The sequence below is a fragment of the Streptomyces sp. NPDC030814 genome (assembly GCF_055572155.1).
Genome location: NZ_JBVIDX010000003.1, coordinates 420969 through 435749, shown reverse-complemented (window position 1 = coordinate 435749; position 14781 = coordinate 420969). Strand labels below are relative to the sequence as shown.

Sequence of the window (14781 nt, the reverse complement as noted above, 5' to 3'; positions counted from 1 at the left end):
TGCGCGTCAGATCCTCGCCGGAACCCGGCCCGGCCTCGGCTGGTTCCCCAGGGCGCGGTCGTGGGCCTCGCCCACCGGTGTGGACGGATACGGGGCGTTCCAGCCGCGGGGGAACGGGGTGCCGGCGGGGACGATCAGGTTGGTGCGTTCGTCGCAGGCCAGGATGGCCCTGAGCCAGGTGCGTACCGCGTGGTGGAAGTCGTAGGTGAGCGGGGCGGGTGTGAGCAGCCAGTCGCGGCACTGGCTGCCCACGTGGGTGCGGTAGTCGCCGCGGGTTCTGCCGGGCCATGGGCTCTCCGGCTGGAGGAGATGCAGTCCGTATCCCAGCTCGGTGAACGCGTCCAGCGCGCGGCCCAGGGTGTCGTGGTCGGAGCCGGGCAGGATCTCCAGCACGATCCAGGGCCGGTGCCGGCGCGCCGTCCGGAGCGCGCCGGCCAGGACCTGGCCCTCCAGTGTCTCCACGTCGATCTTGATGAGGTGGGGGTGGAGGGACCGTTGCTCGGTGAACACGTCCAGGGTGGTGACGGGCACGGTCACCGTCTCGGTGTGCCTGCGGTGCGCGGCGTTGAGGGAGTTGGAGGATTCTCCCTTCAGGGACAGGCAGAGCTCGGCGGTGCCCGGCGTGTCGGATACCGCCGAGGTGATCAGCTCGAAGCGGAGGCCGTTGTGGCGGCGGATGTCGCCGCAGACGCGTGCCGTGTCCGGGGTCGGTTCGAAGGCGTGCACCGTCAGCCGGCGGCCGTACACCGCGTCGATCAGTGCCGCGTAGAGCCCGATGTGCGCGCCGACGTCGTACACGGCGCTGCCGGGCGGTGCCTGCCCGGCCAGGGCCATCAGCGTCGCCTGGGTCACGGGCTCGTACCCGGCGAGGCCGGATCGGCGCAGCTGCCGCTGTACGGCGGTCTGCTTGCGGCTCAGGACGTTGAGCGCGCGTGGATAGGGGCCGTCGGCCTCGATGACGCCGGGATGGTGCGGGAGCCTGATGGCGAGGGGCATGGCAGACAGAGCGCTTCCGTGTGGTCGGGCCGGAGCTCGAAGGGGCTGGGGGTGGGGAAGTAGCCGTCCAGAAAGGCCTGCACGAGTGCCGCGTTGTCGTGGCTCTCGCCGTCGCAGGTCACGGTGTCGTTCAGGCAGAAGGCGACATTCGATCTGGCGGTCAGCAGTCGGCACAGCCGTGGGGCGATGCCGGGTCTGGAGATGTCGACGTAGTCGTAGCGGATGCTGCCGGGTACGGCCCGGCCGGTGTGGAACGCGTAGTAGTGGTGCAGCGAGTTGGTGATCGAGATGTCGTCCGGGCTGCGGAAGGCGTGGGAGGCGGTGCGCTTGTGGTCCTCCGCGAAGACCTCTTCGATCTCCGTGAGCACGCTGCGGCGCAGCGCGCACGGCGTGTGCTTCATCTTCTGGACGATGCTGCTGCCGAAGCGTGCTTGCAGGAGCCGGCGGTTGGTGAGTGCGGCGGCGGAGACCGGTACGTCGTCCGCGCCCGCGTTTCCCACAGGTGGCAGCAGTGCCTTCGAGAGGAAGAACTTGCTGATGCCGTTGGCCAGGAAGAAGTGCTGCGGCACCGTGGGGCGTCCGAGGAAGACGTCGTCGTTGAAGTAGAGGAAGTGCTCGGCGAGGCCCTCGATGTGGTGCAGTTGGCTCTCGATGGCGTGGGAGTTGAACGTCGGCAGCGCCGTGGGGTCGGTGAAGATCTCCCGGTGGTCGACGACCGTGATCCCGGGATGCGCGGTGTCCAGCCATGCGGGCACCTGCTGGTCGGTGACGAGGTACACGTGCCGGATCCAGGGGGCGTACATGTGCAGTGAGCGCAGCGAGTAGCGCAGTTCGTCGCGGCTGAGGAAGCGGGCCGCGTTGGCGGCCTGCGGGTGGTACGGCTCCCCCACGACCGTCGCGCGCCGCCGCTGCCATGCGGGATCGGAGCCGTCGACCCAGGTGTACACGGCGTCGACGGGGAAGTGGATGTCGTCGGGCACCGGCTCGGCGAACTCGCGCCGGGTGCGTACGGTGAGGGGCTGCGGCCGGGTGTGCTCGGACGCGAGACGGGTGAAGCGGCGGCCCGGCATCTCGACGGCGGGCGCCTCCCGGCACACGCGCTCGCACGTACGGTTGGGGCGCGGCGCCACGAGTTCGGCGCCCTCCTCGGACGGTCGCCAGACCTCGATGTCGCAGCCGTAGCCCGCGCCCAGCACCATGCGGGGGGCGGTGGTGTCGGCCAGGTAGCAGAAGACGCGGATGACCCGCCGGCCGGCGGCCCGCTGCCAGGATCGCCGGGAGCCGACCGGTTCGGCGCGCCGGTCCCTGGCCCGCTCCGATCCGCCCGTCCGTGTGAGGTACGCCGGCACGTGGGCGCCCATGGCGATCAGTGCGTTCTCGACTGCGGCCCGGTCCTCGGAGCTGATCCCGACGGCGGAGGAGGTGCTGGCGGCGTTGCGTACGACGAAGTGCTCCACGCCCGCCTTCTCCAGCGTGCTCAGCACCAGGCGCAGATTGTGCTCCCTGGCCAGCAGGGGTGTCACGCCGTCGTGCAGCAGGGCGATACGGGTCCCTCCGGCGGTCTCTACGGGCACCCGTTCGCCGTCCCGCAGCAGTCCCAGGCGCTTCAGGCGCGCGCACAGCAGACGGTGCCGTGCCCGGCGCGCCAGGACCGCCGGTCGTTCCAGCCGCTGCCGCAGCAGTTCCCACCGCTGCGCACCGAACCGTGCCCGCACGGCCCTGCGCAACGGCAGGGGCACCAGCCTCCGGTAGGTCCGGAGCATCAGCGACAGTGGTTGGGCCTGAAGCTGCGCGGCGCGGATCGGATCGGCCTGCGCCGGGACGTCGACGGTCATGGCACACCCCTGGTCTGTGTCGTCCAGGTTTCTATGCACTTGCCCGCCGGGTGAATATCGGATATGAGCGAAAACAGCCCGATTGCCCTACGGTGTCGGTCTCCTGCGGCAGGCCGGCCGGCGGACGAGAGACGCGGTCGCCCGGGGCTCGGCCCGCCGTTCAGGGTCGCGGTGTTCCGCGCGGCCGTACTCCGTCGCGGCCCCGCTGGACACTCGGGTGGACCAAGCCCCGGCCGCCGGTTCGCCCAGGCCCGCTTCCCCCTGGTACGCCCGGCTCCGGCCCGCCCGGTCGTCCGGCCTGGTCCGGCTCGACCGGTCACCGGACGGCGTCGGGGACCTCGCCCTGGTCGGCCGGGCCGCGGAATCCGAAGACGCGGGCCACCCAGGTGTCGAGCAGGGTCTCGAATGCCTCGGCGGACCTCATTGCCGGGGCCGGGATGACACCGGCGTCGTCGAGGCTCACGAGGTAGTCGACGTCGGCCCACCCGCCGCGGTACAGGACGACGTGGAGTTCGGCCTCGGACGCGCTGCGCAGGTGGATGCCGATCGAGTCGGGATCGCTCACCTGGGACCTGTCCGTCTCCAGCCGCTGCGGCCAGGGAGCGGCGGCGTCGCGCCAGGTCACGGGTGCGATGACCAGACCTGCCGCCTGCCAGGCGGGCCGGCGGGCAAGAACCCCGGCGGCGACTTCGTCGAGATCCATGACTCGCTCCATGGGGCAAGGATCATCTGTCGCGGCACTTCGTCGCGGCTTCTTCCCGCTTCTTGGCGGCGCTTCCGGTGGAGGCCCTCTGCCTGAGGGCTCGCCGTGGGGCGGTCACCGGAGCCCGGCAGGGCTACTCGGCGCCGTACACCCGTCCCGGCCGCTCCGCCTCCGCCAGCAGTTTCAAGGTCGCCTCGCCTGCCTCCCTCGGGGTCCAGCGGGAGGGGCGGGTGGCTGTGGGGCCGGGGTGCCAGCCCTCCATGACCGTGATGCGGCCGCCCTCCGTCTCGAACACGCGGCCGGTGACTCCGGTGCTGGCGGCGGAGCCCAGCCAGACCACCAGGGGGGAGACGTTCTCCGGGGCCATCGCGTCGAAGCCCGTGCCGGGGGCGGCCATGCTGTCGGCGAAGACCCGCTCGGTCATCCTGGTGCGTGCCGCGGGGGCGATGGCGTTCACGAGGACGCCGTAGCGGCTCAGTTCCGCCGCCGCGACGAGGGTGAGGCCGACGATGCCGGCCTTGGCCGCGCTGTAGTTGCCCTGGCCGACGGAGCCCAGGAGGCCGGCGCCGCTGCTCGTGTTGATGACGCGTGCCAGGGGCGGGCGGCCCCCCTTGGCCTCGGCGCGCCAGTGCAGGGCGGCGTGCTTCAGGGGGAGGAAATGGCCCTTGAGATGGACCCGGAGGACGGCGTCCCAGTCGTCCTCGCCGAGATTGACGAGCATGCGGTCGCGCAGGAAGCCGGCGTTGTTGACCAGGGTGTCGAGGCGGCCGTACGCGTCCAGCGCGGTGCGGACCACGGAGGCGGCACCGTCGCTCGTGGCGACGTCCCCGCCGTGGGCGATCGCCTCCCCTCCGGCCGCTCGGATCTCGTCGACGACCCGGGCGGCGGGGCTGTCTGGGCCCGCGGTGCCGTCCAGTCCCACGCCTAGGTCGTTGACGACGACCCGTGCGCCCTCCGCGGCGTACGCGAGGGCGTGTGCGCGGCCCAGTCCGCGCCCCGCGCCGGTCACGATCACCACGCGCCCCTCGCACAGTCGCCGTCCGCTCATCGTCCGCCTCCTCGGGTGCCGTTGCTGTCGTCGGGGGTGCCTCGGCCGGTGTCGTCCCCGGTGTCCCGGCGACCGGTGCCGTCCCCGGTGTCCCGGCGACCGGTGCCGTCCGTGGGGGGCCGGTCCGCCGTGGCCGCGGCGAGGAACGCGGGGCGTTCTCCGCCGCCGTGGACCAGCAGTGAGGCCCCGGTGATGTACGCCGCCGCGTCGGAGGCGAGGAAGACGGCCGCCTCCCCGACGTCGGAGGGTTCGGCGAGACGGCCGAGGGGGACCGTGCGGGCGACGGCCGCGACGCCGTGCTCGTCGCCGTAGTGGAGGTGGGAGAGCTCCGTGCGGACCATGCCGAGGACGAGGGTGTTGACGCGGATGTCCGGGGCCCACTCCACCGCCATGGAGCGGGCGAGGTGTTCCAGGCCGGCCTTGGCGGCGCCGTACGCGGCGGAGCCGGGCGAGGGGCGGCTGCCGCTGACGCTGCCGATCATCACGATCGAACCCCGCGAACGCCTCAGGTGCGGGTGGGCGGCGAGGGAGACGGTCAGGGGGGCGGTGAGGTTGAGGTCGATGACGCGGGCATGGCGGCGGGCGTCGGTGCCGGTGAGCGGCCGGTAGGGCGTGCCGCCCGCGTTGTTGACGAGGACGTCGAGGCGGGGCAGGCCGTCGAAGAGGGCCTGGACGGCGTCCGGGTCCCGTACGTCCACCGACATGAACTCGGTGCCCCTGAGCGGTGTTTCGGGTGGACGGCGGGCGCAGATCACGACGTCGGCGCCCGCTTCGGCGAAGGCGCGGGCGAGGCCGGCGCCGACGCCGCGTGTGCCGCCGGTGACGACGGCGAGCTTCCCGTTGAGCTCCATCCGCTGCTACCTTCCACCAAACAAACGTTAGGTGGAAGGTAGCTGATGCTCCCATGGGTGTCTCCACCTCGTCCCCGGAAAAGGGGACGGTTCTCGTCACGGTCGATTTCCCGCCGGTGAACGCCCTGCCGGTGCGGGGGTGGTTCGAGCTGGCCGACGCGGTGCGCGCGGCGGGGCGTGATCCGGCGGTCGGGTGTGTGGTGCTCGCGGCTCAGGGGCGCGGGTTCAACGCGGGCGTCGACATCAAGGAGATCCAGGCGGCGGGGCGGAGCGCGCTACTCGGCGCCAACCAGGGCTGCGCGGAGGCCTTCGCGGCGGTGTACGAGTGCGAGGTGCCCGTGGTGGCGGCGGTGCAGGGCTTCTGCCTGGGCGGCGGGATCGGGCTGGCCGGGAACGCGGACGCGATCGTGGCGAGCGAGGACGCGACGTTCGGGCTGCCCGAGCTGGACCGTGGGGCGCTCGGGGCGGCGACGCATCTGGCGCGGCTGGTGCCGCAGCACCTGATGCGGGCGCTGTACTACACCTCGCGCACGGCGACCGCTGCCGAGCTGCGGGCGCACGGCTCGGTGTGGCGGGTGGTGCCGCGGGCCGGACTGCGTGCGGCCGCGCTGGAACTGGCGGCGGAGATCGCCGCGAAGGACGGGCGGCTGATCCGTCTGGCCAAGGCCGCCATCAACGGCATCGACCCCGTCGACGTACGGCGCAGCTACCGCTTCGAGCAGGGCTTCACCTTCGAGGCGAACCTCAGCGGGGTCGCCGACGAGCTCCGCGGCACGTTCGGCAGGGCCGGGAAGGAGGGCGCGGATGAGTGACAAGACCATGACCGCCCAGGAGGCCGTCGCGCGGCTGGAGAGCGGGATGACCCTGGGCTTCGGCGGCTGGGGCTCCCGGCGCAAGCCGATGGCCCTGCTGCGAGCGCTGCTCCGTACGGAGATCACCGATCTCACCGTCGTGTCGTACGGCGGCCCGGACGTGGGGATGCTCGCCGCCGCCGGACGGATCCGGAAACTGGTCGCCGCGTTCGCCACCCTCGATTCGATCCCCTTGGAGCCGCACTTCCGCGCGGCGCGCGAACGGGGGGCGTTCGAACTGATGGAGGTCGACGAGGCGATGTTCATGTGGGGGCTGCACGCCGCGGCGAACCGTCTGCCCTTCCTGCCGGTGCGGGCGGGCATCGGCTCGGACGTGATGCGGGTCAACCCCTCCTTACGGACCGTCACCTCGCCCTACGGCGACGGGGAGACCTTCGTCGCGATGCCCGCCCTGCGCATGGACGCGGCGTTCGTGCACGTCAACCGGGCCGACCGGCTCGGCAACGGTCAGTATCTCGGCCCGGACCCCTACTTCGACGACCTGTTCTGCGAGGCGGCCGACACCGCGTACGTCTCGTGCGAGCGGATCGTGGACACGGCGGAGCTGACCAAGGAGGCGCCGCCGCAGTCACTGCTGATCAAACGGCATGTGGTGACGGGTGTGGTGGAGGCGCCGAACGGGGCGCACTTCACGTCCTGCGCGCCGGACTACGGGCGGGACGAGCCCTTCCAGAAGCAGTACGCGGGCACGGCGTGGCCGGAGTTCGCCGGGCGGTTCCTCACCGGCGACGAACACGCCTACCAGGCGGCCGTGCGGGCCTGGCGCCAGGAGGGGACATGACAGGAGGGGCCGTGAGCGGAGAGGGCGTGAGCCGAGAGAGCCCGACCGGTGGGGGCGTGAGCCGAGAGGGCCCGACCGGTGGGGGCGTGAGCCGAGAGAGCCCGACCGGTGGGGGCGTGAGCCGAGAGAGCCCGACCGGTGGGGGCGTGAGCCGAGAGAGCCCGACCGGTGGGGGCGCGAGCCGAGAGAGCCCGACCGGTGGGGGCGCGAGCCGAGAGAGCCCGACCGGTGGGGGCGTGAGCGGAGCCACCCGCGCCGAGTACTGCGTGATCGCGTGCGCCGAGGCCTGGCGCGGGGCCGGGGAGATCCTGGCGAGCCCGATGGGCCTGATCCCGTCGCTGGGCGCGCGGCTCGCCAAGCGGACGTTCGCGCCGGAGCTGCTGCTCACCGACGGCGAGGCGCTCCTCGTGGGCCTGGACGGCACCGTCGAGGGGTGGCTGCCCTACCGGCAGCACCTGGCTCTGGTCACCGGCGGCCGACGGCACGTGATGATGGGCGCGAGCCAGATCGACCGGTACGGCAACCAGAACATCTCCTGCGTCGGCGACTGGGCACGGCCGCGGCGCCAGCTCCTCGGGGTGCGGGGAGCGCCGGTGAACACCCTGAACAACGCGACCAGTTACTGGGTGCCGCGGCACTCCCGGCGGGTGTTCGTGGAGAAGGTCGACATGGTGTGCGGGGTGGGGTACGACCGGGCCGCCGGGCATCCCTCGACCGCCCGCTTCCACCGGCTCCCCCGCGTCGTGTCCGACCTCGGGGTGTTCGACTTCGCGACCCCGGACCGCTCGATGCGGCTGGCGTCGCTGCACCCGGGGGTCACGGTCGAGCAGGTCGAAGAGGCCACCGGGTTCGCGCTGGCCGTACCGGGGGAGGTGCCGTACACACGGGACCCGTCGGCGGAGGAGCTGCGGTTGATCCGTGAGGTGCTCGACCCGGGGAACGTCCGTGCACGGGAGGTCCAGGGGTGATGGACACCGCCCTCACCCGGCTCGTGGGCGTCCGCCATCCGATCGTGCAGACCGGGATGGGCTGGGTGGCCGGCCCCCGCCTGGTGTCCGCCACTGCCGAGGCGGGAGCCCTCGGTGTCCTGGCGTCCGCGACCATGAGCCCGGACCGGCTCCGGGACGCCGTACGGGAGGTGAAGTCCCGCACCGACGCGCCGTTCGGGGTCAATCTGCGGGCCGACGCCGGGGACGCCCGGGACCGGGTGCGGATCATCGTCGAGGAGGGCGTCCGGGTGGCGTCTTTCGCGCTCGCGCCGAACAGGGAGCTGATCGCCGAGCTGAAGGACGCGGGTGTGGTGGTCATGCCCTCGGTCGGGGCCCGGCGGCACGCCGAGAAGGTGGCGGCATGGGGTGCGGACGCGGTGGTGGTGCAGGGCGGGGAGGGCGGCGGGCACACCGGCGACGTGGCGACGTCCGTGCTCCTGCCGCAGGTGGTGGACGCCGTCGGCATTCCCGTCGTCGCCGCCGGCGGCTTCCACGACGGCCGGGGACTGGTCGCCGCGCTCGCGTTCGGCGCGGCCGGCGTCGCGATGGGCACCCGGTTCCTGCTGACCTCGGACTCGACGGTGCCCGACGCGGTCAAGGCCCGCTATCTCGCGGCGACGGTCAAGGACGTCACCGTCACCAGGGCCGTGGACGGGCTGCCGCACCGCATGCTCCGCAGCGAGTTCGTCGACGCCCTGGAGAGGTCCGGCCGCGCCCGCGCCCTGCTGCACGCCGTGCGTCACGCGGCCGGTTTCCGGCGGGTCTCGGGGCTCACCTGGCGCCGCATGATCCGGGACGGGCTCGCGATGAGACACGGCAAGGACCTCACCTGGAGCCAGGTCCTCCTCGCCGCCAACACCCCGATGCTGCTGAGGTCCGCGATGGTCGACGGCCGCACGGACTTCGCCGTCATGGCCTCCGGCCAGGTCGCCGGGGTGATCGACGACCTGCCGTCGTGCGCGGAACTGGTGGACCGGGTCATGAAGGAGGCGGAGGAGGTACTGACGGCATTGGGGCACCTCGGGGGCCACCGGTGAGTGGCGGCCCGGAGTGCCTCACAGACGCTCGATGATCGTCACGTTCGCCTGCCCGCCGCCCTCGCACATGGTCTGGAGTCCGTAGCGGCCGCCCGTGCGCTCCAGTTCGTGCAGGAGGGTGGTCATGAGCTTGGCGCCCGTCGCGCCCAGCGGATGTCCGAGGGCGATGGCGCCGCCGTTGACGTTGACCTTCTCCGGGTCGGCGCCCGTCTCCTTGAGCCAGGCGAGGACGACGGGCGCGAAGGCCTCGTTGATCTCGACGAGGTCGATGGCGTCGAGGGAGAGGCCGGTCTTCTTCAGGGCGTACGCGGTCGCCGGTATCGGCGCGGTGAGCATCCGGATGGGGTCCTCGCCGCGCACGGACAGGTGGTGGACGCGGGCGCGCGGGGTGAGCCCGTGTTCCTCGACGGCCCGCTCGGAGGCGATCAGCAGCGCGGCGGCGCCGTCGGAGACCTGGGAGGAGCAGGCGGCGGTGACGGTGCCGCCGTCGATGACGGGCTTCAGCGCGGCCATCTTCTCCAGGGAGGTGTCCCGGCGCGGCCCCTCGTCGACGGTCACGTCACCGTACGGCACGGTCTCCCGGTCGAAACGGCCCTCGTCGACGGCGCGTACCGCCCGCCGGTGGGACCGCAGCGCGTACTCCTCCTGGTCGCGGCGGGTGATGCCCCACTTGGCGGCGATCATCTCGGCGCCGGCGAACTGGTTGACGGGCCGGTCCCCGTACCGGGCGCGCCAGCCCTCGCTGCCGGCGAACGGGCCCTCGGTGAGGCCGAGGGGCACGGCGGCCTGGCGGGAGGCGAAGGCGATGGGGACCATCGTCATGTTCTGGACGCCGCCGGCGACGACGAGGTCCTGGGTGCCGGACAGGACGGCCTGGGCGGCGAAGTGCACGGCCTGCTGGGAGGAGCCGCACTGCCGGTCGACGGTGGTGCCCGGCACCTCCTCGGGCAGCCCGGCGGCCAGCCAGCTGGTGCGGGCGATGTCACCGGCCTGCGGCCCCACGGTGTCCAGGCACCCGAAGACGACGTCCTCGACGGCGGCCGGGTCCACGCCCGCGCGCGCGACGAGCGCCTTGAGCACCTGCGCGCCGAGGTCGGCCGGGTGCACCCCGCCGAGCCCTCCCCCGCGCCGCCCGACGGGCGTACGGACCGCTTCGACGATATAGGCCTCGGCCATGGCGACTCCCCGGACTCTGGGCTTGAGTTGGTGGTCAGGTACGTACGGCGATCCCGTCCAGCACCATCGACAGGTACTGCCGGGCGATCTGCTCCGGGCTGTACTGCCCGCCGGGCCGGTACCAGGACGCGGCGACCCACACGGTGTCGCGCACGAACCGGTAGGTGACCCTCGTGTCGAGGTCGGCCCGGAACTCCCCCTCGGCGACCCCGCGCTCCAGCGTGGACAGCCAGGTCGTCTCGAACTTGCGCTGCGACACCTCCAGGAACCCGAACCGGCGTTCCTGCACGATCAGCTGCTTCGCCTCGTTCTGGTAGATCTCGACGGCCGCGCGGTGCCGGTCGATGGCGAGGAACGACTCGGTGACCAGGGACCGGAAGGTCTCCCTGGGCCCCAGCCTGGCGGCCAGCACCGCGTCGTACTGCTCCCAGAGCTCGTCGAGGAAGGTCCGCAGGATCTCCTCGAGCATCGCGTCCTTGGAGTCGAAGTAGTAGTAGAGGCTGCCCGCGAGCATGCCCGCGTCGTCCGCGATCCTGCGCACGGTGGTCGCGTTGTACCCCTGCTCGGCGAAGACCTCGGCCGCCCTGTCGAGGAGTTCACGACGACGGGCGGGCGCGGCGGTCACCTGGGGCTTCTTCTTGGTCGGCACGCTGTTCATTGTCCTCAAGGGTGCTGGTTGCTGACGGACACGACCTCGCCCGTCAGGTACGAGGAGTAGCCGGACGCGAGGAACACGATCACGTTGGCCACCTCCCAGGGTTCGGCGTACCGGCCGAAGGCCTCCCGCTCGGTCAGCTCCGCGAGCAGTTCGGGTGTGGTCACCTTCACCAGGTGCGGGTGCATGGCGAGGCTGGGCGCCACGGCGTTGACCCGCACCCCGTACCCGGCCGCCTCGACCGCCGCGCACCGGGTCAGCGCCATCACGCCCGCCTTCGCCGCCGCGTAGTGCGCCTGGCCGGCCTGGGCGCGCCAGCCGACGACGGAGGCATTGTTGACGATCACGCCGCCACCGGTCTCCCGCATGCGCCGCAGGGCAGCGCGTGTGCAGCGGAAGGTGCCGTTCAGGGTCACGTCCAGCACCTTCGACCACTGCTCGTCCGTCATGTCGACGAGGTCCGAGGTGCCGCCGAGGCCCGCGTTGTTGACGACGACGTCGAGCCGTCCGTGCAGCCGGACGCCTGTGTCGAACAGCGCGCGCACCTGGTCCTCGTCGGTCACGTCGCAGGCCGTCGCCGCGACCGCGTCGGCGCCGAACTCGCCCGCCAGCTCGGCCTCGTACTCCTTGAGCCGGCGGGTGTGCGCGTCGCTGATCAGCACACGTGCGCCCTCCTCCAGGAAGCGTCGCGCGGTCGCCCCGCCGATGCCCGCGCCGGCCGCCGCGGTGATGACGGCGGTGCGGCCGTGGAGGAGGCCGTGGCCGGGGACGTAGGTCGCGGGCTCGACGTTCGTCATGAGGGCACGCTAACCTACCAAACACTTGTTAGGGAAGGTTGGGTGCTTGCCCGGAGAGAGGTGACCCGTGGACCTCGCTCATTCCCCCGCCGACGAGGCGTTCCGCGCCGAGGCCCGCGCCTGGCTGCGCGCCCACGTCCCTCCCGAGCCCCTCCCCACCCTGGAGACCGAGGAGGGCTTCGCCGCCCACCGCGCCTGGGAGGCCGAACTGGCCGCCGGCCGCTGGTCGGTGGTGAGCTGGCCGGCCGTGTACGGGGGCCGCGACGCGAGTCTGCCGCGCTGGCTCATCTTCGAGGAGGAGTACTACGCGGCGGGCGCCCCCGGAAGGGTCGGCCAGAACGGCGTCAACCTCCTGGCGCCGACCCTGTTCGACCACGGCACCGAGGAGCAGCGGGCCCGGGTGCTGCCGCCGATGGCCTCCGGTGAGGTGGTGTGGGCGCAGGCGTGGTCGGAGCCGGAGGCCGGTTCGGATCTGGCCTCGCTGACCTCCCGGGCGGTGCGCGTGGAGGGGGGCTGGCTGCTCAGCGGGCAGAAGACGTGGTCGTCGCGCGCGGCCTTCGCGGATCGCGCGTTCGGTCTGTTCCGCAGCGAGCCGGGCACCCCGAAACCCCACCAGGGGCTGACCTACTTCATGTTCGACCTGCGCGCGCCCGGTGTGACGGTCCGCCCGATCGGCCGCCTCGACGGCAAGCCGGCCTTCGCGGAGCTGTTCCTGGACGATGTGTTCGTGCCCGACGAGGACGTGATCGGCGAGCCCGGCCAGGGCTGGCGGATCGCGATGTCGACGGCCGGCAACGAACGCGGGCTGACGCTCCGCTCCCCCGGCCGCTTCCTCGCCTCCGCGCACCGGTTGCGCGACCTGTGGCTCGCCCGGGAGTGCCCGTCGGCCACCCGCGGCCGTGTGGCCGACGCCCTGATCGGCGCACGCGCCTACGAGCTGTTCACCTGGGCGAGCGCCTCCCGCTTCCTCGACGGCGAGACTCTCGGCCCCGAGTCCAGCCTCAACAAGGTGTTCTGGTCGGAGTACGACATCGCACTGCATGAGACGGCGCTGGAACTGCTCGGTGAGGAAGGCGAGTTCGCGGACACCGACTGGTCGGAGGGGTACGTCTTCTCCCTCGCCGGCCCCATCTACGCCGGCACCAACGAGATCCAGCGGGACATCATCGCCGAACGCCTGCTGGGGCTGCCGAGGGGGCGCCGCTGATGCGTTTCCTCCTCGACGCCGAGCAGCGGGCGTTCGCCGCGTCGCTGGACGCGATGCTGACGGCCGCGGACACCCCGGCGGTCGTACGGGCCTGGAGCCGTGGGGAGCACGCGGCCGGGCGGGCGCTGTGGGCGCGGATCGCCCGGGCAGGTGTGTTCGCGCTGGCGGCGCCGGAGACGTACGAGGGGGTGGGCCCCCTGCCCGTGGAACTCGTCGTCGCGTTCGTGGAGTTGGGGCGGCACGCGGTACCGGGCCCGCTCGTGGAGACGGTGGCGGCCACGGTGCTCCTCGCCGGACTGGACGACCCGGGCCCGGCGAAGCGGCTGCTCCCGGCGCTGGTGTCCGGGGAGGCGATGGCCACGGTCGCGCCGCCGGGGGCGACGTACGCGCTGGACGGGGACGCGGCGGCGACCCGTCTGTCCCTGAGCGGTGCCGAACTCAGGCTCTCCCCCGGCCATGGCCCGCTCCGCCCGTCCCTGGACCCGGCCCGCCGCCTTGCCCCCCTCTCCCCCGGGGGTGAACTCCTCGCCGGGGAACCGCACGTCGCCCGAGCGGTCCTGTGGGCCCGGCTGGCGGTGGCCGCCCAGGCCCTGGGCGTGGGACTCGCACTCCTGGACCGGACGGTGACGTATGTCGGGCAGCGCACCCAGTTCGGTGTGCCCGTCGGCTCGTTCCAGGCGGTGAAGCACCGGCTGGCCGACGCCAAGGTGGCACTGGAGTTCGCGCGCCCCCTGGTGTTCGGCGCGGCGGTCACCATGGACCCGGCGGACGTGGCCGCCGCCAAGGTCATGGCCTGCGAGGCGGCGTACCGGATCGCGCGCACGGCGCTCCAGTCGCACGGCGCGATCGGCTACACCGCGGAGTACGACCTGTCGCTGTGGCTGACCAAGGCCCGTGCGCTGCGCACGGCATGGGGTTCGCCGGACGCCTGCCGGGAGACGGTGCTCAGCGGTGGTGGTCGCCGCCGGTGAGCTGCCGGTACTCCTCAGGGGTCGGTTTCGGGATGTGGGTGCCGGTGCCGAACATGGCGCGGGCGAACCGGGCGCGCAGCCGGTCCACCGGTCCGACGCGCCGCCGGACGCCGTTCGCGTCGACGAGCGGCCCGGTCTCGTACGGCGGGGGCTGCTCGTGCTGGGTGAGCGTGAACAGCTGCGCCCGGGTGAGCGGTTCGTGGACCTCGACGGACCTCGACGTACTCCCCGTGCGGGAGCCGCTTGATGACGCCGGTCTCACGGCCGTGGAGCACCTTGTCCCGGTCGCGGCGTTGCAGGCCCATGCAGATGCGCCGGGTGACGACGAAGGCGACGACGGGCACCACGAGGAAGGCGATGCGTACGAACCAGGTGATCGCGTGGATGGAGAGGTGCAGATGGGTGGCGACGCCGCGTCGATCCCGGTGGAGAAGAAGACGACCGGAACGTTCCCGTCGTCGTCGAGCTGCGCGGACAGCCCGAGCACCCGGTCGGCGAGGGCCTGCACGCTGTCGTCCTGGTAGTACGGCCGCATGGAGCCGCTGTGGTCGACCACGAGGTACACGGCGGCGCGCTGCCCGCGCAGCCCGTGCTTGTCGAGGGAGACCCCGGCGGCCTTGTAGAGGTCCACGAGCGCGGGAGCGGTCTCCCGCACCTTGCTGAGGCTGATCGCGGGCATACGGGCCCTCCTGGCGTACTGGGTCGACGGGCCCCCGAGGCTGGAGCGTCAGCGGGGTCCCCGGTGACGGGATCACCCGCGCTCACCCCCCGACCGCACCCCCGTACGCCTCCCCGTCACTCCTCACCCCTGATCGTTCGCTATTTTGTTCGCCGCCGTCCTCACCGGCTCGTCATCCGTCCGC

15 protein-coding genes are annotated in these 14781 nt (G+C 72.6%); 6 read left to right on the top strand and 9 right to left on the bottom strand.

Translation table 11 applies throughout. The annotated features are described in order from the left end of the window. Positions 1-6: 6 nt before the first annotated feature. The 5 genes from ACZ43N_RS08785 to ACZ43N_RS08765 all read right to left on the bottom strand — a co-directional run bounded on the left by ACZ43N_RS08785 (position 7) and on the right by ACZ43N_RS08765 (position 5433). Positions 7-996, bottom strand: a complete 990-nt coding sequence (locus ACZ43N_RS08785) for an FkbM family methyltransferase (protein ID WP_468096034.1) — start codon at positions 994-996, stop codon at positions 7-9. Next, positions 915-2831, bottom strand: coding sequence for a stealth family protein (locus tag ACZ43N_RS08780; RefSeq protein WP_468096032.1), 1917 nt, complete (start codon positions 2829-2831; stop codon positions 915-917). Before ACZ43N_RS08780 ends, ACZ43N_RS08785 begins: the two co-directional genes overlap by 82 nt. Positions 2832-3147: 316 nt before the next feature. Then, positions 3148-3534: a hypothetical protein gene (locus ACZ43N_RS08775; RefSeq protein ID WP_468096031.1), complete on the bottom strand. Its 387-nt coding sequence runs from the start codon at positions 3532-3534 to the stop codon at positions 3148-3150. A 133-nt stretch (positions 3535-3667) separates the two neighbouring features. Next, positions 3668-4582, bottom strand: coding sequence for an SDR family oxidoreductase (locus tag ACZ43N_RS08770; RefSeq protein WP_468096030.1), 915 nt, complete (start codon positions 4580-4582; stop codon positions 3668-3670). Continuing rightward, a complete protein-coding gene (locus ACZ43N_RS08765; protein ID WP_468096029.1) occupies positions 4579-5433 on the bottom strand; it encodes an SDR family oxidoreductase in 855 nt (284 codons plus the stop codon). Before ACZ43N_RS08765 ends, ACZ43N_RS08770 begins: the two co-directional genes overlap by 4 nt. Positions 5434-5486: 53 nt before the next feature. On the opposite strand from ACZ43N_RS08765, the gene ACZ43N_RS08760 reads away from it, so the two are divergent. The 4 genes from ACZ43N_RS08760 (at position 5487) to ACZ43N_RS08745 (ending at position 9112) form a co-directional block, all read left to right on the top strand. Further along, a complete protein-coding gene (locus ACZ43N_RS08760) occupies positions 5487-6245 on the top strand; it encodes an enoyl-CoA hydratase family protein (RefSeq protein WP_468096027.1) in 759 nt (252 codons plus the stop codon). Further along, positions 6238-7086 (top strand): CoA transferase subunit A, encoded by an 849-nt coding sequence (locus tag ACZ43N_RS08755; RefSeq protein WP_468096026.1) that lies wholly within the window; start codon positions 6238-6240, stop codon positions 7084-7086. Before ACZ43N_RS08760 ends, ACZ43N_RS08755 begins: the two co-directional genes overlap by 8 nt. Before the next feature lie 236 nt (positions 7087-7322). Beyond that, positions 7323-8054: a CoA-transferase subunit beta gene (locus ACZ43N_RS08750; protein ID WP_468096025.1), complete on the top strand. Its 732-nt coding sequence runs from the start codon at positions 7323-7325 to the stop codon at positions 8052-8054. Beyond that, entirely contained in the window at positions 8054-9112 is a 1059-nt protein-coding gene (locus ACZ43N_RS08745) for an NAD(P)H-dependent flavin oxidoreductase (RefSeq protein WP_468096024.1), read from the top strand. Before ACZ43N_RS08750 ends, ACZ43N_RS08745 begins: the two co-directional genes overlap by 1 nt. Before the next feature lie 18 nt (positions 9113-9130). Here the strand turns inward: ACZ43N_RS08745 and ACZ43N_RS08740 are convergent, their stop codons facing one another. Genes ACZ43N_RS08740 through ACZ43N_RS08730 form a run of 3 tightly spaced genes read right to left on the bottom strand, consistent with a single transcriptional unit; the run spans position 9131 to position 11740 of the window. Then, entirely contained in the window at positions 9131-10288 is a 1158-nt protein-coding gene (locus ACZ43N_RS08740) for an acetyl-CoA C-acetyltransferase (protein ID WP_468096022.1), read from the bottom strand. Between the two features lie 34 nt (positions 10289-10322). Continuing rightward, positions 10323-10937, bottom strand: coding sequence for a TetR/AcrR family transcriptional regulator (locus tag ACZ43N_RS08735; protein ID WP_468096021.1), 615 nt, complete (start codon positions 10935-10937; stop codon positions 10323-10325). A gap of 14 nt (positions 10938-10951) precedes the next feature. Continuing rightward, positions 10952-11740, bottom strand: coding sequence for an SDR family oxidoreductase (locus ACZ43N_RS08730; protein WP_468096020.1), 789 nt, complete (start codon positions 11738-11740; stop codon positions 10952-10954). Positions 11741-11807: 67 nt separating this feature from the next. Here ACZ43N_RS08730 and ACZ43N_RS08725 point away from each other — a divergent pair, with 67 nt between their 5' ends. Next, the gene (locus ACZ43N_RS08725; protein WP_468096019.1) at positions 11808-12947 is read left to right on the top strand and encodes an acyl-CoA dehydrogenase family protein; all 1140 of its coding nucleotides are present in this window, start codon (positions 11808-11810) and stop codon (positions 12945-12947) included. Continuing rightward, on the top strand, positions 12947-13918 hold the full coding sequence (locus tag ACZ43N_RS08720) for an acyl-CoA dehydrogenase family protein (RefSeq protein WP_468096018.1): 972 nt from the start codon (positions 12947-12949) through the stop codon (positions 13916-13918). The genes ACZ43N_RS08725 and ACZ43N_RS08720 overlap by 1 nt, the downstream gene beginning before the upstream one ends. Here the strand turns inward: ACZ43N_RS08720 and ACZ43N_RS08715 are convergent. Continuing rightward, positions 13893-14597, bottom strand: a complete 705-nt coding sequence (locus tag ACZ43N_RS08715; RefSeq protein WP_468096017.1) for a VWA domain-containing protein — start codon at positions 14595-14597, stop codon at positions 13893-13895. The genes ACZ43N_RS08720 and ACZ43N_RS08715 overlap by 26 nt on opposite strands. Positions 14598-14781: the final 184 nt, after the last annotated feature.

What these genes read in the sequence shown, in the direction of transcription:
- ACZ43N_RS08785 (WP_468096034.1), bottom strand. Translation starts at nt 996, where the DNA reads ATGCCCCTCGCCATCAGGCTCCCGCACCATCCCGGCGTCATCGAGGCC.
- ACZ43N_RS08780 (WP_468096032.1), bottom strand. Translation starts at nt 2,831, where the DNA reads ATGACCGTCGACGTCCCGGCGCAGGCCGATCCGATCCGCGCCGCGCAG.
- ACZ43N_RS08775 (WP_468096031.1), bottom strand. Translation starts at nt 3,534, where the DNA reads ATGGATCTCGACGAAGTCGCCGCCGGGGTTCTTGCCCGCCGGCCCGCC.
- ACZ43N_RS08770 (WP_468096030.1), bottom strand. Translation starts at nt 4,582, where the DNA reads ATGAGCGGACGGCGACTGTGCGAGGGGCGCGTGGTGATCGTGACCGGC.
- ACZ43N_RS08765 (WP_468096029.1), bottom strand. Translation starts at nt 5,433, where the DNA reads ATGGAGCTCAACGGGAAGCTCGCCGTCGTCACCGGCGGCACACGCGGC.
- ACZ43N_RS08760 (WP_468096027.1), top strand. Translation starts at nt 5,487, where the DNA reads ATGGGTGTCTCCACCTCGTCCCCGGAAAAGGGGACGGTTCTCGTCACG.
- ACZ43N_RS08755 (WP_468096026.1), top strand. Translation starts at nt 6,238, where the DNA reads ATGAGTGACAAGACCATGACCGCCCAGGAGGCCGTCGCGCGGCTGGAG.
- ACZ43N_RS08745 (WP_468096024.1), top strand. Translation starts at nt 8,054, where the DNA reads ATGGACACCGCCCTCACCCGGCTCGTGGGCGTCCGCCATCCGATCGTG.
- ACZ43N_RS08740 (WP_468096022.1), bottom strand. Translation starts at nt 10,288, where the DNA reads ATGGCCGAGGCCTATATCGTCGAAGCGGTCCGTACGCCCGTCGGGCGG.
- ACZ43N_RS08730 (WP_468096020.1), bottom strand. Translation starts at nt 11,740, where the DNA reads ATGACGAACGTCGAGCCCGCGACCTACGTCCCCGGCCACGGCCTCCTC.
- ACZ43N_RS08720 (WP_468096018.1), top strand. Translation starts at nt 12,947, where the DNA reads ATGCGTTTCCTCCTCGACGCCGAGCAGCGGGCGTTCGCCGCGTCGCTG.
- ACZ43N_RS08715 (WP_468096017.1), bottom strand. Translation starts at nt 14,597, where the DNA reads ATGCCCGCGATCAGCCTCAGCAAGGTGCGGGAGACCGCTCCCGCGCTC.